Here is a 15,917-nt window from a genome sequence, read left to right on the forward strand (position 1 = left end):
ATGTCCTCCTACCACAGCTCATCTTCCTCCGCCTGACGCGACAGCTGCTTCCTCACCGCCGCACGCAGCGGATCCTCAGGAACCTCTACTTCGGCTTTACCGATTATTTTCGCCTGGCAAGCAAGCCTAGTGCCCTGCTGCTCGAGTCCTGACAGCTTCCGGCGCTCAATCTCGCCGAGCTTAGATAACCCGGCTCCGCTCTTTGTAACGACTTTGCACATCAGGCAGGAGGCTTTGCCGTCGCATCTGATGCGGATCGGTACTCCGGCACGTCGCGAGGCGTCAAGTACCGAAGTACCGGCCCGAACGGTAACGGTGCGTCCGGAAGGGAGAAACGTGATGTCGACATTCATGATGTTCCCCTCGCTTCCATGTTTGCAATCAGGTTGTGAAGATGCTTAACTGATGCCTCTGACAACCGGTTTCTTGACTCTATCGCGCAAAACGCTTCGCGGTGCGGCCCGGGCTCGGCTCCGACTGCGGCCGCAATGAGCGAGACCCGGTCGTTGCGGTTTCGCAGGACGTTAAACCAGAGCTCATGCGCGAGCGGAACCACACCTACCGGGCAGCCGCCGATCGTCAGAGAGAGGCTGTGCTGTGCAAGCACAGCCGTAACCTCCACCCTGTATTGGCTCAGGCCTGATGTTATGACGAAGCCTCCGACCAGTTCCACGGACACTCCTTCAATCCGGTAATGGCTCAGCACCGACCTATAGACGCCGCTAACGTTAAGCTTCTGATCATCCACTGCGTATTCCCGCAGCGCTGCATGCAGTAAGCGGGCGTCCCGCTCATCCGCATACAGGTCCAAATCCCGCGGCGGATTTGTTAACTCGATTCCCCTTAGCATTAATCCTGCGCTGCCTCCGACGAGCCAGACGGCGCCGGAAGCGCTGGCAGCCTTCGCGATGATCTCCAGCGCGCGGTAAATCGGGTCGGTCATATTCATCGGACCCACGTCCTTCAATTAGAAATAAGGCCGGTTAACCGCTTTAATCGAGCCGGCTTCGGATTTCACTATCGCCTGGCAGCCAAGCCGGTAACCTTGTTCGAACTCCTCCGGTTCAAGCCGGTCCCATTCCGCATCCGTTATCTCTTCCAGAAACTCACTGCCCTCTTCGACTAAGCACCGGCAGCGGGCGCATGTACCCCGGGTACATGAAAAAGCCCAGTCAAGGTCATGCTTGAGCGCGATATCGAGCAGCGACATACCTGCTTCCGCTTCTACCACGATCGATTTGGTACGGCTCTTCAGTTCTAACATATGCGAACCAGACTTCCTTTCGATATAGTAAACTGTCTTTATTCCCGTTATGTAATGGAGATGAAACCAAGAAATCCACCGATAACGAGAAATATGAACGCGATGGAGGATACCAGAAATTTAACAATTCCCTTTGTTTTGTGCCTTGCGAGTGAAATGAGTACCGCCGCGAGCGCCATAAGCCCGATGCCGACAAAAGATACCCACATTTTTGTCATTGGATCCATTTTTGTATCTACGCCACCCTTGTGAACCAAATATTCGTTTCATTATACCATTATTCGACTTTAATCGGCTAGTTAGCCGGATGCGGCTCATATCTTGTACATTCCCGCAGGTTGAAAAAGGGACAGCTGCGAAAAGGCTGCTGCGGTATCGATGCCGCGCGCGCTTTCGCTTCTGTCCCGTTGTTATTTCTTCAGCATCATTTTCATCAGCGTTTCCATGCTGTCGATATTGACGCCGCTCTTCTTTACGGCGCCCACAATATCATTGACCGTCTGATCCGACACCGGCACCTTGGCCATTGCCGATACGGATTTGATCAGCTTACGAAGCTCTTCCTCGTTCTGCATCGTCTCCGCCGTCACACCGCTGGCTAATTTTTTTACCGCGTTCTCGGTTATCGGTTTGCCGGTCTTTTTATTGACGGCATTAAGGACATCCTTGGATATATTGTTTTTCCCGCTCATGTTTCCCCTCCCAGGCTGAAGTGGAGAGTAAAACCCGTCTCGTACGCACCAGCTTACTCTCCTAGCATCATATGAGCGGAGGATTGGATTGGTGCAGGCCCCAAGAACCCGCGACTTCCTCCATTTCATGCGTCCTGCCGCGGCCCATCAAATCTTCCACAGCGGTGCGCGGCGCTTTGTTTTCGAACAATACGCTGTACAGCTGCTCCGTGATGGGCATGACAACGTCGTACCTGCTCGATAGCTCGCGGGCGGCGCTTGTTGTGCGAACACCTTCCACAACCATACCCATTTTGGATAACACCTGCTCAAGAGGCAGTCCTTCTGCCAGCATCGAGCCGGCCCGCCAATTGCGGCTATGCTTGCTGGTACCAGTCACGATAAGGTCCCCAACGCCCGCAAGGCCGGCGAAAGTAAGCGGATTCGCGCCCATCGCCGTACCGAGACGGCTGATTTCGGCTAATCCGCGTGTGAGCAGCGCCGCTTTGGCGTTGTCTCCAAAGCCAAGGCCGTCGGTAAGCCCCGCACCCAGTGCGATTATGTTTTTTATTGCGCCGGCTACCTCTACCCCGATCACATCGGGATTGGTATAGACACGGAAGTACGGCGTTATGAAAGCATCCTGCGCCTTTTCCGCAGACTCCTGACATGCTGAAGCAACGACAACCGTCGTTGGCTGCCTCCGAACCACTTCTTCCGCGTGACTCGGACCGGACAGCACGACAAGGCGGTCAGGGTCGCAATTCAGCTCTTCCCCTAGAATGGTCGTCATCCGCTTGAGACTGCCGGATTCAAACCCCTTTGTCGCGTGGACGCAGAGCGCTTCCTTAGAAATATGAGGCGCGGCGAGCTTCGCAACTTCACGCATTGCAGCAGACGGGGCGACAAACAGGACGAGCTCCGCTTCCTTGACCGCTTGCCCTATATCTGTGGTAGCGGTTATCGCCACGGGCAGAATCGCATCCGTCAAAAATTTATGGTTCCGGTGCTCCTTGTTTATCTCATCAGCTTGGACTGTGTTACGGGACCATAAGGTGACATCAAAGTCATTGTCGGCGAGTACGGTCGCAAGAGCGGTTCCCCAGCTTCCGGCAACCAGAACGGCTGCTTTCCGTTTCGTCATTCGTCCCCCTCCTTACCCTTTTTTCGCACCGAGCTTGTTCTCGTTCCCCTGAAGAAGCTTTACAATGTTAGTGCGATGGCGCACAAAAGCAAAGATGCAGACAATCATGCTCGCCCATAAAAGAGCCATAGACATGCCCATTACCCACACAAATACCGGAGTGAGCAGAGCGAAAAGTAATGATCCAAGCGATACGAAGCGCGTCAGCGCGATGGATGCAATGGCAACCGCTCCCGCAATTAAAGCAGGCACGAGGGCCAGAGTAGCCATTACTCCAATTGTGGTGGCGATACCTTTACCGCCTTTGAAGCCGAACCAGACAGGCCAGTTGTGGCCCGCAATCGCGGCTAGCCCGCATAACACCGGCGCCCAATCGCCGCCGGCCATCAGCACCCCAAGCCATACCGCTGCGACACCCTTGGCAATATCGAGCAGGAAAACGGCAATACCAGGCCCTTTCCCAAGGACGCGCAGTGTGTTTGTCGCACCGGCATTTCCGCTGCCGTGGCTGCGTATGTCGATGCCTTTCACCCATTTGGCAATCAAAATACTGAATGAAACCGACCCTAATAAATAACTAATCAGAACCGCGATGACTGTAAACATTTTCTTTCTCTCCCCAATGTTAACTAGGCCCTCTAAACCCCCTGCTATCAGGGGACTTCGAGGGACTCCGTCCTGTTGACACCCTTTTTTATACATTTCTTAAATTGAAATCGGACCCCCTTAGGTCCCCCTGATTCAGAGGGGGACCCAAGGGCTCCACCCGGAGATGCGTCCCCAGTGAACTTCGGGCTCGGCTCGCTTTCGTCCCCGTGCGTGATTGTTCGCCTGTGGTGGGTCTATTAAGCTGATGCCCGATTTCTCGCCGACGGGATTTGGTTTCCATGCCCCGCTGGAGGCCCGGTTTGACCTCTAGCGTAGGGCAGCTCGCTTGATTCGCGCTTGCAGCTTTAATCCTCGTCGGATTTGCGGCGGGTGTAAATGCGTACGGGGGTGCCTTCAAAGTCGAAGGCTGCGCGGATTTTGTTCTCCAAATACCGCTCGTATGAGAAGTGCATCATCTCCGGATCATTGGCGAACAGGACGAATGTCGGCGGTTTGACCGCCACCTGCGTGGCATAGTTGATCCTTAGACGGCGGCCCTTATCCGTCGGAGGGGGATTAATCGCGATCGCATCGGAGACGATGTCGTTCAGCAGATGCGTTTGAATCCTCAGCGCATGCTGCTCGGAAACATGGCATACAACCGGCAGCAGCTTATGCAGCCGCTGTTTTGTTTTAGCAGAAAGATATACGATCGGGGCGTATGTCATAAACAAGAAGTGATCGCGGATATTTTGCGAGAATTGCTGCATCGTTTTATCGTCCTTGTCCACGATGTCCCACTTGTTTACAACGAATATGGAAGCCTTGCCGGCTTCGTGCGCGTAACCAGCGATATGCTTGTCCTGCTCGATAATGCCTTCTTCGCCGTTTATGAGCACTAGAACGACATCAGCCCGTTCGATCGCTTTCAACGCACGCATAACGCTGTACTTCTCGGTCGTTTCGTAAACCTTTCCGCGTTTACGCATACCCGCGGTATCAATAAGCACATACTTCTGACCGTCTTTCTCGAAAGGGGTATCAATGGCATCCCGCGTCGTACCGGCGACATCGCTTACAATCACTCGCTCTTCGCCGAGCAAAGCATTGACGAGCGAGGATTTGCCGACATTGGGACGTCCGATGAGGGCAACGCGAATAACATCATCCTCGTAATGTTCTTCCTCAATTTCCGGAAGCTTCTCGACTGCCGCATCAAGCAGATCGCCTATCCCCATGCCATGCGAACCGGAAATTGCGATGGGGTCGCCGAAGCCCAGATTGTAAAACTCATAAATATCATCGTGACGGTTAAAGTTATCCACTTTGTTAACAGCGACGACAATCGGCTTACGCGAACGCAGAAGCATCTGCGCAACCTCGTCATCAGCATGGGTCAACCCGGCTTTGGCATCCACCATGAATATGATCACGTCGGCTTCTTCAACAGCCAGCTCCGCCTGCATACGGACCGACTTCATGATTTCATCTTCGCCGTCGATTTCGATTCCCCCGGTATCCACGATACTGAAGGCACGGCCGTTCCATTCCCCGGAGCCGTAAATACGGTCCCGAGTAACACCCGGCTTATCCTCCACAATCGCTAACCGATCGCCGATGACCCTGTTAAAGATCGTAGACTTCCCCACATTGGGCCGCCCTACAATGGCGATAATGGGCTTTGCCATAGTTTCACTCCTCGAGATGAAACGGCTTTACGCCGTCTTTATTGGTCAGCAAATAGTTGTTCCGCAAATATAAGCCATGTATAAGAGAGGGTTATACGTCCTTATATTGAAACCCGGCAAGTATATGGATTAATGGCGCGCAGCTTATCGGCGGCATAATCACTCACTGAAAAATACTCACGCCTTTCATCATAGCAAAAAACAGAAGGATTGGCTAACATTTCATTCCTTGTGACGATCCACGAGAATGAATGATCCGTTCTTCAAATCGTGTGCGCTCGCGTCCAAAATTTTTTCGAGCAAGAATGCCGTCGATTCCCGTTTTTTAATGTCAGGTTCTACAAAAATCGGGGCGCCGCCGCCTACCGATTCTCTTTCGACAGTTACAATGGCAACGATTTTAGCCATATTCACCCTCCTTTTTTACGGTTGACGCTCGCTTCAGTGGGCATGCGCACCGCGGACTCCAAAATTGGGACCTTCAGCACAACCTCTTTCGCTTTCTGCTCATCCTTCTCCTGAGGAAGCAAAAAAACCGCAAGGCGGCCATCCTTCATGTCAAGTTTAGCGAGCGGCACTAAGGCGGGTTCGCCATCATCCCGGTACACGCCCAATATTGTAGAGAGATCAAACAAAATCGCCTGCCGTTGTCCGAGGTTACTGAGTGTCGCCTTCCCATTGGCATTAAACGGCTTCAAAATAATTCCGAGACCGCGTTCGGCGATTAGTTTCTGGTTGACCGACAGACCGACATTCATAATATAAATGTCCCCTACAAACAGATCCGGGCCGTCAACCCGAACCGGAGCAATCTCTGCATTGGCGATATGAGAAACCGATTTTCCCGATTTTAGCACCCGAACCATAAAGAAAGACAGCAAGCCGACGATTAAACCGAATAAGGGCCCTAAGCCAATCGCCGCCAAGCTGGTCAATAGGGCCGTCAGAATCACAAGGTAATTTCGCCCTTCAAACACCATGGCAATGCCTTCGATATAAGTCGCTCCGCGGGGGACCAGCTCCAGGCTGTCGATTTTGTCAAGCGTATCCCGTTCCATCTTCCGTACGTCGCGAAACTGTTGAGCGGCCAGTGTGAGAAACGTAATTGCCGTATAATCTTTTTTGTACAGCGCAGGTACTGCTACCGCTCCGAGAGCTGCGGCGATGACACCCAGTGAAATATGAATAATCCGGCCGTGCGGATAGGTCGGATATTGGCGGTAATCCGTGCGCAGCATTAAGAGCCTGGAGCACACGCCGAATGCAATTCCGAGTAAGATGCCGATCAAAACATGATGAGGTTGGCCGAGTCCCATTTGTTTCCACATTGCTATGTGCTTCCTCCCCTTTGTCCCGATCGTGCTTCAAGCAGTCTTTGCGTCATGCGGCGGATTAATATTTTGCCATTTGCAATCAATCTGACTGTTACAAACGCAATTGCCAGCCCGTCCCACCAGGAAGGCGATCCGATGATCACCGTTTTTGCTGCGCCGAGTGGCCTAATAAGATCGGCAAAGGGTGGCAATAGGGCAGCTATTATTATCGCTGCAGACTGAGAACGAAAACGGTCAACCATTAAACCTGCCAGAAGTCCGGCAATTAGCGGAGCGTCCCATCCCGGACGGAACAAAATAAATACGGGATCTATGATATAGATATACCTGGACCAGAGCCAAATGACTCCGATCAGCAGGGAGCATAAGAGCAGAAACAATGCTTGGAATGACTGCCTCATGGCGACCAGCGAAACGACCGCGGCCAAAACCGCACAAAGCGCGCTCCCCCGCAGCTGTACGGCAGGATGAACGGTAAACTCGGCGAAATGCAGTACAGCTGCTGCAGCGGCAATAATTACGACAAGGCGGCGCGGCACCTCTTCCGCGACCAGATCGTGCCATCCCGTCATATATAAGATGAACAAGATCGTTAACAGCCAAACCGCAATAAATCCGTCGTTCAACGCTCTTCACCTCTTTGGTTAGTTCCTATTATGCACTGGAGCCGCTTAGCCTACTCGAAATGAAGTATATAACAAAATAAAAACCGCCCATCCGGGCAGTAGTCTGCCGGATGAGCGGTTTCTGGAAAACAATTATTACTTCAATTTGCTTAATTTATCGCCGAAACGTTCTGCAAGCGTAAAGCTCATGCTTTCATTGCTAAGGCTCACGTTCGGGTTATTCAGCTCAACCTTTGGACCGCGGTCGCGGTCACGCTGCGGCCGTTCAGAGCGTTGAGCAGGTTGTTCTGGCGCTTCTTCCGTTTCTTTAATGCTCAGGCTTACGCGTTTCTCAGCAGGATTGAAATCGAGAATTTTCGCTTTCACTTCCTGCCCCTCTTTCACAACTTCAAATGGGGATGCAACATGGCGATGTGCCAGCTGCGAAATATGAACGAGGCCTTCAACGCCTGGAGCAATCTCAACAAATGCGCCGAAATTCACTATACGGCGAACCGTTCCGGTCACGATGTCACCGGTGTTGAATTTGCCATCGGCGTTTTCCCAAGGTCCGGGTTGAGCGGCTTTCATGCTCAAGCTGATTTTGCCGGCAGCCGGATCTACTTTAAGCACCTTCACCCTAACGGATTGTCCCTCGAAGACGATATCCTTCGGATGTGCAACATGCTGCCACGAAAGTTCCGAAACATGCACAAGACCGTCAATTCCGCCGATATCAACAAACGCGCCAAACGGAGTCAAGCGCTGAACCGTGCCTTCCAGCTCTTGACCCGGCTCAAGCGAGCTCATCACCTGCTGCTTGTTTTGCTCGAATTCGGCGTCCAGAACTTCTTTTTGGGACAAAATTACTTTATTATTCTCGCGGTCGATTTCTTTCACTTTTACTCGAAGCGTGCGACCTTTATAGTCGCTGAAATCTTCGACGAAATGACGCTCGACCATGGAAGCAGGTATAAATCCGCGCACGCCTACATCGGCTACAAGACCACCTTTGACGACATCGGCAACACTCACTTCGAACACTTCGCCCTGTTCGAAACGGCTTTGCAGCACATCCCAGGCACGCTCGCCATCAACCAGCTTTTTGGAAAGAATCAGCTTCTCCTTTTCATCGTCGATGCTGACTACCTTCAGTTCAACTTCCTGGCCTACTTGAACTGCTTCGGCCGCATTTTCAATTTGAACCGAGGAAAGCTCGCGAAGCGGAATGACGCCGTCATATTTATATCCAAGGCTTACGAAAGCTTGGTTATCCTCAATTTTGGCGATCGTACCTTTCACCGTGTCACCTTTTTTCAAAGACACGAAGTTGTCCATTGCCTCTTGGCTGATCGTTTCCGCAGGAGCGGATTCTTGAGCTGAATCTTGCACTTTTGTTTCTTCTGACATTGAAATAACCTCCTCAATTCATACCCCAACTTTATTTAAACGTGCTCCCGCCGATTGAAACAGGTTAGCGTCGCACCGTCTAAAACATATGCATGTCTGTTTATCCCTGGCGGACCATCTCGCGGATGCTTGCCATAATCTTCTCTGTTACTTTCTCCAGCATATCGGATGACTGATCTTGTATGATTTCGGATATGTCGATTGGCTGGCCGTAACGGATTTTCATTTTTCGGAATAAACGGTATTCCCCGATTATCGCTACTGGAATAATCACCGCATTGCTTCGCACCGCAATCATCGCGGCGCCTTTCTTGCCTATACCTGTCGTCGAATTTCGGGTCCCTTCCGGAAAGATGCCCATAACGCCGCCGCCTTGCACCAGAGCGATCGCCGAACGAATCGCATCCTTGCTGACGCCGCCGCGTTTGACCGGAAACGCGCCGACGGTGCGGATGAAAGCACCGAATAACGGAATCTCAAATAATTCCGCTTTGGCCATATAATGCACTTTACGGTTAACCTTGGTTCCGACTGTCGTCGGATCCAGAAGGCTTATATGGTTGGAGCAAAGAACAACGCCGCCTGCAGCCGGTATATTCTCCAGGCCGCTGGCTTCGAAACGGAACAGAATGGCGTACAAGAAACGAAGTATGCTGCGGCAAGCATTATATATCATAGTTTACTTTGCCTCCGCCAATTTGGTTCGGCTCAAGCCTACAATAAGTTCGACAACTTGATCGATTGCCAGTTCCGTGCTGTCGACTACGACTGCATCCTTGGCACAGACAAGCGGAGAAATTTCCCGCTGCTCATCGCTGCGGTCGCGATCGGCGATTTCCCGTTCGAGCTGCGTAAGTGAGACGCGCCCATCTGCGTCAAGCTCTTGAAACCTGCGCAGCGCCCTGGTTTGAACGCTGGCTGTCAGGAAAATCTTCAGCTCCGCATCCGGCAGCACGTGTGTCCCAATATCGCGGCCATCCATCACAATGCCTTTATCGGCGGCCAACTGCCGCTGAAGCTCCACCAGACGGCTCCGTACAGGTTGATGTGAGGCCACCTGAGATACGCGAAGCGTAACTTCGCGGGTGCGAATCGCAGATGTTACATCTTCCTTATTGAGCAGCACCGATTGCCCGCCCGCTCCCGGCTTCAGTCGTATATCCAGCTTCCCGACGAGCATTCCAAGCCTGTCCGCTTCGTCAGGTGCGATTCCGGCCCGATTGGCAGCTAAAGTGACTGCCCGGTACATAGCGCCGGTATCAATGTAAATGTAGCCGAGTCGTTCGGCGACTTTTCGTGCGACTGTACTTTTGCCGGCACCGGCAGGTCCGTCAATCGCCACGTTAATGCGGTCGCAATTGCGTCCCCCATTCATGCTCAACCCAGTTTGACCTCCCCCGAGAGCCGTTAACGGCTTTAACCCATGCTCTAGTCATCAAGAAAAAAGCAGGCTCTGCCTGCGATAGTAGAAATTATACCACAGCGGCTTTCCAGATGCAAAGAACGCGGACCTGCACGAAGGGGGTTCCCTCAAGCCGATCCACGCCCGTCACCCATGCCCGAACCTGTGGAATTTGAAGTGCAAGCTGACTCAGTACAACAGCTATGAGCAGCGTTATGACAATCTTTTGGAGAAGACTCGTCACTTCGTCAGACAACTGCTGGACGCTTTTAGGTTGACCGGAGCGGCCGCGGGGACGCTTGAGACGAATCAAATCATGCAACTTAATGGAAAACTCTCCCCTTTCCAGTACACAATCGGGGTTAGTTTATCCTTGTCCACTCTCATTATGCACGATTTGCAAAAGGCGGTGCTTGAAACTTATGTTTTGCGGAGCTCAAGCTGCCGTTCGAAGCAAAAACGAATGATCTTTTGTCTTTCTCCATCCGAAATACCGGTAAACTTCGCCATCACCTGATTCTTGCCGGACTCCAATGTTTTTACACGTACGACCTCCGACTTGAACTGCGCGTGATCCACTGAACCGTTGCGGTATGGTACAAGCAGCCAGCATTCCAATTCGGCGCCGTCCTTGATCGGCCATCTGGCGTCGACGAGAAAAGAAATTCCACCCCCACCGACATCGTCCGTCATGCCGATAAAACGGATGTGCGAGGACAGCCTGACAGCGAGCTCGAGTTCTGCAGCAACCCTGAGAAAATTGCGGCGCTGCACTTTAGTAATCGAATCGGGATCCGGATTGCGAATCCGCACAAGCTTGATGACGTCATCCTTAAAACCTATAACGTGTGAATTAAAATAATGCTTCACCCCGTCGCTCGTAAGAAAGTAGGCAGACAGCTCATCGCCGAGAAATAATCGTTTAAACCGGCCCGTGCCCTCGATAATCGGAAGCTCGATGAGCAGCTCATCATTGTTTTCATCCGAAACTCTTGATTTATATTCTATCGCTGCTTCCTTCTCATCGGACGAAGCCACTTGTAAGAATAAAAATTGGTTTACCTTAGGCAGCATGCGTTTCCCCCCGTTTTCTCCGATTATAGCACAGCTTGTCGAAACTTGGGGAGAGGACATATCAAGAGGAAAGGGCGTACCGCTGAGGCGGCACGCCCTGTTTTTCTACTCAGGTGTTTGTTCGATAAATTCTTCGACGCCCGTTTCGGCGTTGATATACAACCGGTACATACCCCCGTTGATCCGTCCAACGAATTCGTAGCAAAGCGCTTCTTCGCCGAGGTCGTTCTCGATGAGCGCCAGCTGCTCAGATCTCGCTTTGAAATCCGGATTTAATGCCGCCCGGGCGGCGGATGGCGACAGCTTAGGCTTGGGGATTTTACGTTTGCGATGATCGAATACGTAATCCGCCGCCTGCAGCCCGACGATATCACCGTTGTCCATGGCCACCTTAACCGTCATTTTTTCCGGGAAAATCAATACTCCGTTTTGTGTCCCCACCATTGTAAAAACGGCAGTATTATCATATTGGTCGAAGTTGACCGATTTCATCCCGGGATAACCGCGGCTGTCAAGAAATTCGGTCGCTTTATCCCTGGCCTCCTCGGCATTAAGCTTCGGCTCGCCGACATCGCGTGGATTTACATACCAAATCAATTGGCCTCCCTTTTGCGTAAAATCCAATTGAATCGGGTTATCCGTATTCGGCCCCTGGACCGTGGCAGAGTAGGAAGCGTATTCCGTTCCGGCTCCGTTTTCAGTTACCTGGATGCTGTTCGTATCGTTTATCTTCAAGAATCGGGCTGCTGCTTTTCTGATATCCTCAGGAGACATTTGCTTGCCTCCGAGCATCTTTACCGTCCTCTTCTGATACATGCTTGCAACCGAAGGTCCCCAATTGATTTCCGGATATTCACTTACTTTCTTGTCAACCGTCTGAAATCCGTCGATGATCGTATTGTCGCGATTGGATTTCTCTGAGGCGAGAGCCGTTTCCACGTCCATCCAACGCAAATTGTTTGCGAGGACTTTATCCTGTACTTGCAGCAAATCATTGGAAATCTGCTTCGAGTTGGCATAAAGCGTCTTAAGCGTTTTATATTCGTCTTGAGTGAGCGGGTGCTTCGTCAAATCGCGCACGGACGTCTTGTATGAAAAATTGGCGATTCTCGAGAGAAACTCTTCGGTCCGGTTAAACGGCAGCAGTGTAAGCGGAAGCTGGTTTATTTCGTTTTGCGCTTCACTCGTGAGCCGCCAAACGTTAACCAGTCCTTTACGATGGTAGCCTTGTGACGCGGCGTTAACCGCGAGAGTGTTGCCCAGCTGCCGGTGCAGCTGAGCGACATGATAGGTTAAATCGTGGAATGCGCGTTGATACTGATTCTCCGCCTTTATCAGGATCGAGTTCTTCTCCTGATGTTCTTGGTAGCCCCAATAAATCGACCCGATAAATAAAAGCGTCATTACCGGAAACAATATAGCGCTTAATCGACGATACATAGATAAAGCTCCTTTCGTGTGCCAATGTCGTTAGTTTGGTTTACACGAAGGAGCTTTATGCATGTTTTGGGTATTGCGGCATTACAACACTACTCTTCCACTTCAAAGTCATTTACATTGTTGCAGAGGCATTGCTTGAACCCGGTATCGATTTTGTCTTTTTCCCTCCGGCCGCGAAGGACAAACTTTTCCCCGCATTTGTTGCACCGGATCGTAACCTTGACACGCGTCATAACCATAGATTCACCCCATGTTATCCATTCAAAACCTGTATCGTCAGTATGGACGGATTCATTAGAGCTTAACCTCTTCCTCGCGTCCGAGCAGTGCGAACGGCGATCGGGAGTTCGCCCGGTTCATTTTGCGTATGCCTTTTATCCATAGATAAGCCATAAGCGGAACAATAAACCAGACCCAATACGTCGAACCGGATCCCATAATCCAATCGTAAACGCCATGCTCCGCTAATGGAATACCGGCTGCGAGCATAAGGTATTTCCGGCTTATGGTCTTGCTTACAAATTTCGCTTTGCCCAGATAATAGCCCATGGTTACGCCGAACAGTGCATGTCCCGAAACCGGAAGAAGAGCGCGAACGAGCAGCGATCCAGCCGAGGAGGGTTGAAAAACGGCATAAAGCACATTCTCAACCGTTGCAAAACCGAGCGATGCCGCTACCGCATAGACGATGCCGTCATATGGCTCGTCAAATTCGGTATGGTTGTAAATGATATGATACAGCATAAACCATTTCACCAGCTCCTCTACGCCTGCCGATACGGCAAACGCAAACACAACCGGTTGGTCGCCCCACCAAAGGAGCAGGCCGCGCTGAATAACCATTATAGGCAGCACAATAAGCACGCCGAGAAGAAAGACCCGCACCACCATATGAAACGGCTCGGCTTCGTAACGGTCCTTCATGTAAAAGTAAGTGAGCAAAGAAATACCCGGCGCAACCGCAGCGGTTAATATGGAAAAGAGCAGCATTCTCTCGTATGTCACCTCCTGAAGAGTTTTGTGGAGCAAAACTCACTTCGTAAGCATAAGCCGAGTTTTGCGAAAGCAAAACTCACTTCGTAAGCATATGCGGAGTTTTGCGGAGCAAAACTCACTTCGTAAGCATAAGCCGAGTTTTGCGAAAGCAAAACTCACTTCGTAAGCATATGCGGAGTTTTGCGGAGCAAAACTCACTTCGTAAGCATTTAGACCCACCCGCGCAGCCTGGAGGCCTCGGCGGCTTTCCGAACGCCAACCATATAAGCGGCAAGTCGCATGTTCACCTTACGTCTCGTGTGAACCTCATAGACCTGGTTAAACCCGCGAACCATCATATCTTTGAGCTTGGTCTCCACTTCAGACTCCGACCAATAATAGCCCTGGTTGTTCTGCACCCATTCAAAGTACGAAACAATGACCCCGCCGGCACTCGCGAGCACATCGGGTACAAGCAGAATGTCCCGGTCGGTAATGATTCGCGTGCCCTCAAGGGTGGTCGGTCCGTTCGCAGCTTCAACAATTATTTTAGCTTTGATTTTTTCCGCGTTATCAGCCGTGATTTGATTTTCTATAGCAGCCGGGACGAGTACGTCGCAATCCAGCTGAAGCAGCTCCTCATTGGAGATGGTATCCCTGAACAAATTCGTGACCGTTCCGAATGAATCCCGCCGGTCGAGCAAGGATTCGATATCAAGCCCATCTTCATTATACAACGCAGCGTTCACATCGGAAATACCAATAACTTTGGCACCTGCATCATGCATGAATTTCGCAAGGAAGCTTCCGGCATTTCCGAACCCTTGAATCACAACCCGCGCATTGGACAGCGGAATCCCTTTTTTATTAAGCGCTTCATCGATCATAATGGCCACGCCTCGCGCCGTGGCGCTCTCACGGCCCAGCGAGCCGCCTAGAACTAAAGGCTTCCCGGTAATGAAGCCCGGCGAATCAAACTCGCGGATACGGCTGTATTCATCCATCATCCATGCCATTATTTGTGAATTTGTCATAACATCGGGTGCTGGAATATCTTTGTTTGGCCCCACGATTTGGCTTATTGCCCGTACATATCCGCGGCTGAGCCGTTCCAGCTCGCGGAAGGACATTTTGCGCGGATCGCAAATAATGCCGCCCTTGCCTCCACCGTAGGGCAGGTCTGCAATACCGCACTTCAAAGTCATCCAGATCGAGAGCGCCTTAACTTCAATTTCATTAACATCGGGATGGAAGCGCACGCCGCCCTTTGTCGGGCCAACGGCATCGTTATGTTGCGCCCGATACCCAAGGAACACCCTCGTTTTGCCATCATCCATTCGTACCGGAATTCGGACGGTTAACAGGCGCATCGGCTCTTTCAGGAGATCGATCATTTCCTCGCCGTATCCGAGAGTGCGAAGCGCTTCCGCAATTACGAGCTGCGTCGATGTCAACATATCATTCATCTCTGTTCCAGCCAAAGGAACGGTCACCACCTTTTCTTCAGTAATATGAACGGTAACAAGGCGGACTATTCTAATGGCCTCCGTTCACCGACAGGCAAACAAAAAGCATCCCACATGCGGATTGAACTCCGCAGCTGATGCTTGGATAAATTAAAGTCGTTTTAGAAATGAGTGCAGATTTCCGCAACCGCTTTGGCGGGCATAATTATTTTGCCATATTCTTCAAGAACCGCGGCGGTGACGGACGTAGCTTCACCGTATTCGGCTAACAGCGCTATGATTGCATGGTAGCGCGTCAGCTCGACTCCCTCCGATTCGAAGACCAGCATATATTTGCCGTTATAGCTGTACAGACGGCCGTCTTGGGTTAAGTCAGCGGCATTCAGCTGCTTACAGACGGAAATAACGTCTTCGATATCCCGGAACGAATACATGACTATATCGCTTTGCTCAAGCGTTACTTCCAGCTCGTAGACATCGTCATCGTTCTCTTCTTCTTCCATCACTCTATCTTCGGGTTTACCGTTCACTTTGCCTCGCGTGACAATGACGACCATTCCTTGAGCCGGAAGCGCAAACACTTCGACGGCAAGCGGTCCGCTCGCATCAAACCCTAGCTCGTTATAGGCCTGATCCATCATCTCGCTGAAAAGCTCATGCACCTTCGGAATTTCGCGCCACATGTCTTCCTTCTGGATCCCACGCTCCAGCAGGTCGTCGAACGTCAGAAAAATGCGTATTTTGTCTTGATTGAGTCGTTCGATTTTCATGATAGGATCCTCCTTCTCGAAAGCATCTGCTTCGTTTTCGCGGAGCAAAACCGTCTTCGAAAGCGCACAAACGCGGCAGTACCTGT

The 15,917-nt window shown here is 51.4% G+C and carries 20 protein-coding genes; all 20 read right to left on the reverse strand.

Annotated features, from left to right (window positions below):
- Nucleotides 1–8: 8 nt before the first annotated feature.
- A complete protein-coding gene (locus tag KZ483_RS18835) occupies nucleotides 9–353 on the reverse strand; it encodes a 2Fe-2S iron-sulfur cluster-binding protein (protein ID WP_220349124.1) in 345 nt (114 codons plus the stop codon).
- Nucleotides 350–949: a nucleotidyltransferase family protein gene (locus KZ483_RS18840; RefSeq protein WP_220349125.1), complete on the reverse strand. Its 600-nt coding sequence runs from the start codon at nucleotides 947–949 to the stop codon at nucleotides 350–352. The genes KZ483_RS18835 and KZ483_RS18840 overlap by 4 nt, the downstream gene beginning before the upstream one ends.
- A gap of 18 nt (nucleotides 950–967) precedes the next feature.
- Nucleotides 968–1,264, reverse strand: a complete 297-nt coding sequence (locus KZ483_RS18845) for a 2Fe-2S iron-sulfur cluster-binding protein (protein WP_220349126.1) — start codon at nucleotides 1,262–1,264, stop codon at nucleotides 968–970.
- A gap of 47 nt (nucleotides 1,265–1,311) precedes the next feature.
- Complete coding sequence (locus KZ483_RS18850; RefSeq protein WP_309568593.1) at nucleotides 1,312–1,482, reverse strand: DUF2768 family protein; 171 nt, start codon at nucleotides 1,480–1,482, stop codon at nucleotides 1,312–1,314.
- Between the two features lie 192 nt (nucleotides 1,483–1,674).
- Entirely contained in the window at nucleotides 1,675–1,956 is a 282-nt protein-coding gene (locus KZ483_RS18855) for a stage VI sporulation protein F (protein ID WP_220349128.1), read from the reverse strand.
- A 67-nt stretch (nucleotides 1,957–2,023) separates the two neighbouring features.
- On the reverse strand, nucleotides 2,024–3,079 hold the full coding sequence (locus tag KZ483_RS18860; protein ID WP_220349129.1) for an NAD(P)H-dependent glycerol-3-phosphate dehydrogenase: 1,056 nt from the start codon (nucleotides 3,077–3,079) through the stop codon (nucleotides 2,024–2,026).
- Nucleotides 3,080–3,091: 12 nt separating this feature from the next.
- Nucleotides 3,092–3,685 carry a glycerol-3-phosphate 1-O-acyltransferase PlsY gene (gene plsY, locus KZ483_RS18865; protein ID WP_220349130.1) on the reverse strand — a complete coding sequence of 198 codons (594 nt, stop codon included), beginning with the start codon at nucleotides 3,683–3,685 and terminating at the stop codon, nucleotides 3,092–3,094.
- 347 nt (nucleotides 3,686–4,032) lie between these two features.
- The gene (gene der / locus KZ483_RS18870) at nucleotides 4,033–5,355 is read right to left on the reverse strand and encodes a ribosome biogenesis GTPase Der (RefSeq protein WP_220349131.1); all 1,323 of its coding nucleotides are present in this window, start codon (nucleotides 5,353–5,355) and stop codon (nucleotides 4,033–4,035) included.
- A gap of 222 nt (nucleotides 5,356–5,577) precedes the next feature.
- Nucleotides 5,578–5,763 carry a capping complex subunit for YIEGIA gene (locus KZ483_RS18875; protein WP_220349132.1) on the reverse strand — a complete coding sequence of 62 codons (186 nt, stop codon included), beginning with the start codon at nucleotides 5,761–5,763 and terminating at the stop codon, nucleotides 5,578–5,580.
- 2 nt (nucleotides 5,764–5,765) lie between these two features.
- On the reverse strand, nucleotides 5,766–6,683 hold the full coding sequence (locus KZ483_RS18880; protein ID WP_220349133.1) for a YIEGIA family protein: 918 nt from the start codon (nucleotides 6,681–6,683) through the stop codon (nucleotides 5,766–5,768).
- Between the two features lie 2 nt (nucleotides 6,684–6,685).
- Nucleotides 6,686–7,315 carry a YphA family membrane protein gene (locus KZ483_RS18885; RefSeq protein ID WP_220349134.1) on the reverse strand — a complete coding sequence of 210 codons (630 nt, stop codon included), beginning with the start codon at nucleotides 7,313–7,315 and terminating at the stop codon, nucleotides 6,686–6,688.
- Between the two features lie 135 nt (nucleotides 7,316–7,450).
- Nucleotides 7,451–8,704 (reverse strand): 30S ribosomal protein S1, encoded by a 1,254-nt coding sequence (gene rpsA, locus KZ483_RS18890; protein WP_220349135.1) that lies wholly within the window; start codon nucleotides 8,702–8,704, stop codon nucleotides 7,451–7,453.
- A gap of 100 nt (nucleotides 8,705–8,804) precedes the next feature.
- On the reverse strand, nucleotides 8,805–9,380 hold the full coding sequence (locus tag KZ483_RS18895; RefSeq protein WP_220349136.1) for a lysophospholipid acyltransferase family protein: 576 nt from the start codon (nucleotides 9,378–9,380) through the stop codon (nucleotides 8,805–8,807).
- 3 nt (nucleotides 9,381–9,383) lie between these two features.
- Nucleotides 9,384–10,079 carry a (d)CMP kinase gene (cmk, locus tag KZ483_RS18900; RefSeq protein WP_220353536.1) on the reverse strand — a complete coding sequence of 232 codons (696 nt, stop codon included), beginning with the start codon at nucleotides 10,077–10,079 and terminating at the stop codon, nucleotides 9,384–9,386.
- Between the two features lie 97 nt (nucleotides 10,080–10,176).
- A complete protein-coding gene (locus tag KZ483_RS18905) occupies nucleotides 10,177–10,428 on the reverse strand; it encodes a hypothetical protein (RefSeq protein ID WP_220349137.1) in 252 nt (83 codons plus the stop codon).
- Nucleotides 10,429–10,526: 98 nt separating this feature from the next.
- A complete protein-coding gene (locus tag KZ483_RS18910) occupies nucleotides 10,527–11,180 on the reverse strand; it encodes a flagellar brake protein (RefSeq protein ID WP_220349138.1) in 654 nt (217 codons plus the stop codon).
- A gap of 105 nt (nucleotides 11,181–11,285) precedes the next feature.
- Complete coding sequence (gene ypeB / locus KZ483_RS18915) at nucleotides 11,286–12,620, reverse strand: germination protein YpeB (protein WP_220349139.1); 1,335 nt, start codon at nucleotides 12,618–12,620, stop codon at nucleotides 11,286–11,288.
- Between the two features lie 294 nt (nucleotides 12,621–12,914).
- Nucleotides 12,915–13,610 (reverse strand): glutamic-type intramembrane protease PrsW, encoded by a 696-nt coding sequence (prsW, locus tag KZ483_RS18920; protein ID WP_220349140.1) that lies wholly within the window; start codon nucleotides 13,608–13,610, stop codon nucleotides 12,915–12,917.
- Nucleotides 13,611–13,825: 215 nt separating this feature from the next.
- Complete coding sequence (locus KZ483_RS18925) at nucleotides 13,826–15,061, reverse strand: Glu/Leu/Phe/Val family dehydrogenase (protein ID WP_220349141.1); 1,236 nt, start codon at nucleotides 15,059–15,061, stop codon at nucleotides 13,826–13,828.
- Nucleotides 15,062–15,222: 161 nt separating this feature from the next.
- Nucleotides 15,223–15,831 (reverse strand): genetic competence negative regulator, encoded by a 609-nt coding sequence (locus KZ483_RS18930; RefSeq protein ID WP_220349142.1) that lies wholly within the window; start codon nucleotides 15,829–15,831, stop codon nucleotides 15,223–15,225.
- Nucleotides 15,832–15,917: the final 86 nt, after the last annotated feature.

This window comes from Paenibacillus sp. sptzw28 (assembly GCF_019550795.1).
Taxonomy (GTDB): Bacteria; Bacillota; Bacilli; order Paenibacillales; family Paenibacillaceae; genus Paenibacillus_Z.

Bases quoted from the DNA above. Each gene is read 5' to 3' on its own strand.
- KZ483_RS18860 (WP_220349129.1), bottom strand. From the start codon at position 3,079: ATGACGAAACGGAAAGCAGCCGTTCTGGTTGCCGGAAGCTGGGGAACC.
- prsW (WP_220349140.1), bottom strand. From the start codon at position 13,610: ATGCTGCTCTTTTCCATATTAACCGCTGCGGTTGCGCCGGGTATTTCT.
- rpsA (WP_220349135.1), bottom strand. From the start codon at position 8,704: ATGTCAGAAGAAACAAAAGTGCAAGATTCAGCTCAAGAATCCGCTCCT.
- KZ483_RS18880 (WP_220349133.1), bottom strand. From the start codon at position 6,683: ATGTGGAAACAAATGGGACTCGGCCAACCTCATCATGTTTTGATCGGC.
- der (WP_220349131.1), bottom strand. From the start codon at position 5,355: ATGGCAAAGCCCATTATCGCCATTGTAGGGCGGCCCAATGTGGGGAAG.
- KZ483_RS18910 (WP_220349138.1), bottom strand. From the start codon at position 11,180: ATGCTGCCTAAGGTAAACCAATTTTTATTCTTACAAGTGGCTTCGTCC.
- KZ483_RS18930 (WP_220349142.1), bottom strand. From the start codon at position 15,831: ATGAAAATCGAACGACTCAATCAAGACAAAATACGCATTTTTCTGACG.
- KZ483_RS18845 (WP_220349126.1), bottom strand. From the start codon at position 1,264: ATGTTAGAACTGAAGAGCCGTACCAAATCGATCGTGGTAGAAGCGGAA.
- KZ483_RS18855 (WP_220349128.1), bottom strand. From the start codon at position 1,956: ATGAGCGGGAAAAACAATATATCCAAGGATGTCCTTAATGCCGTCAAT.
- KZ483_RS18840 (WP_220349125.1), bottom strand. From the start codon at position 949: ATGAATATGACCGACCCGATTTACCGCGCGCTGGAGATCATCGCGAAG.
- KZ483_RS18835 (WP_220349124.1), bottom strand. From the start codon at position 353: ATGAATGTCGACATCACGTTTCTCCCTTCCGGACGCACCGTTACCGTT.
- cmk (WP_220353536.1), bottom strand. From the start codon at position 10,079: ATGAATGGGGGACGCAATTGCGACCGCATTAACGTGGCGATTGACGGA.
- KZ483_RS18925 (WP_220349141.1), bottom strand. From the start codon at position 15,061: ATGAATGATATGTTGACATCGACGCAGCTCGTAATTGCGGAAGCGCTT.
- KZ483_RS18850 (WP_309568593.1), bottom strand. From the start codon at position 1,482: ATGACAAAAATGTGGGTATCTTTTGTCGGCATCGGGCTTATGGCGCTC.
- KZ483_RS18875 (WP_220349132.1), bottom strand. From the start codon at position 5,763: ATGGCTAAAATCGTTGCCATTGTAACTGTCGAAAGAGAATCGGTAGGC.
- KZ483_RS18895 (WP_220349136.1), bottom strand. From the start codon at position 9,380: ATGATATATAATGCTTGCCGCAGCATACTTCGTTTCTTGTACGCCATT.
- ypeB (WP_220349139.1), bottom strand. From the start codon at position 12,620: ATGTATCGTCGATTAAGCGCTATATTGTTTCCGGTAATGACGCTTTTA.
- plsY (WP_220349130.1), bottom strand. From the start codon at position 3,685: ATGTTTACAGTCATCGCGGTTCTGATTAGTTATTTATTAGGGTCGGTT.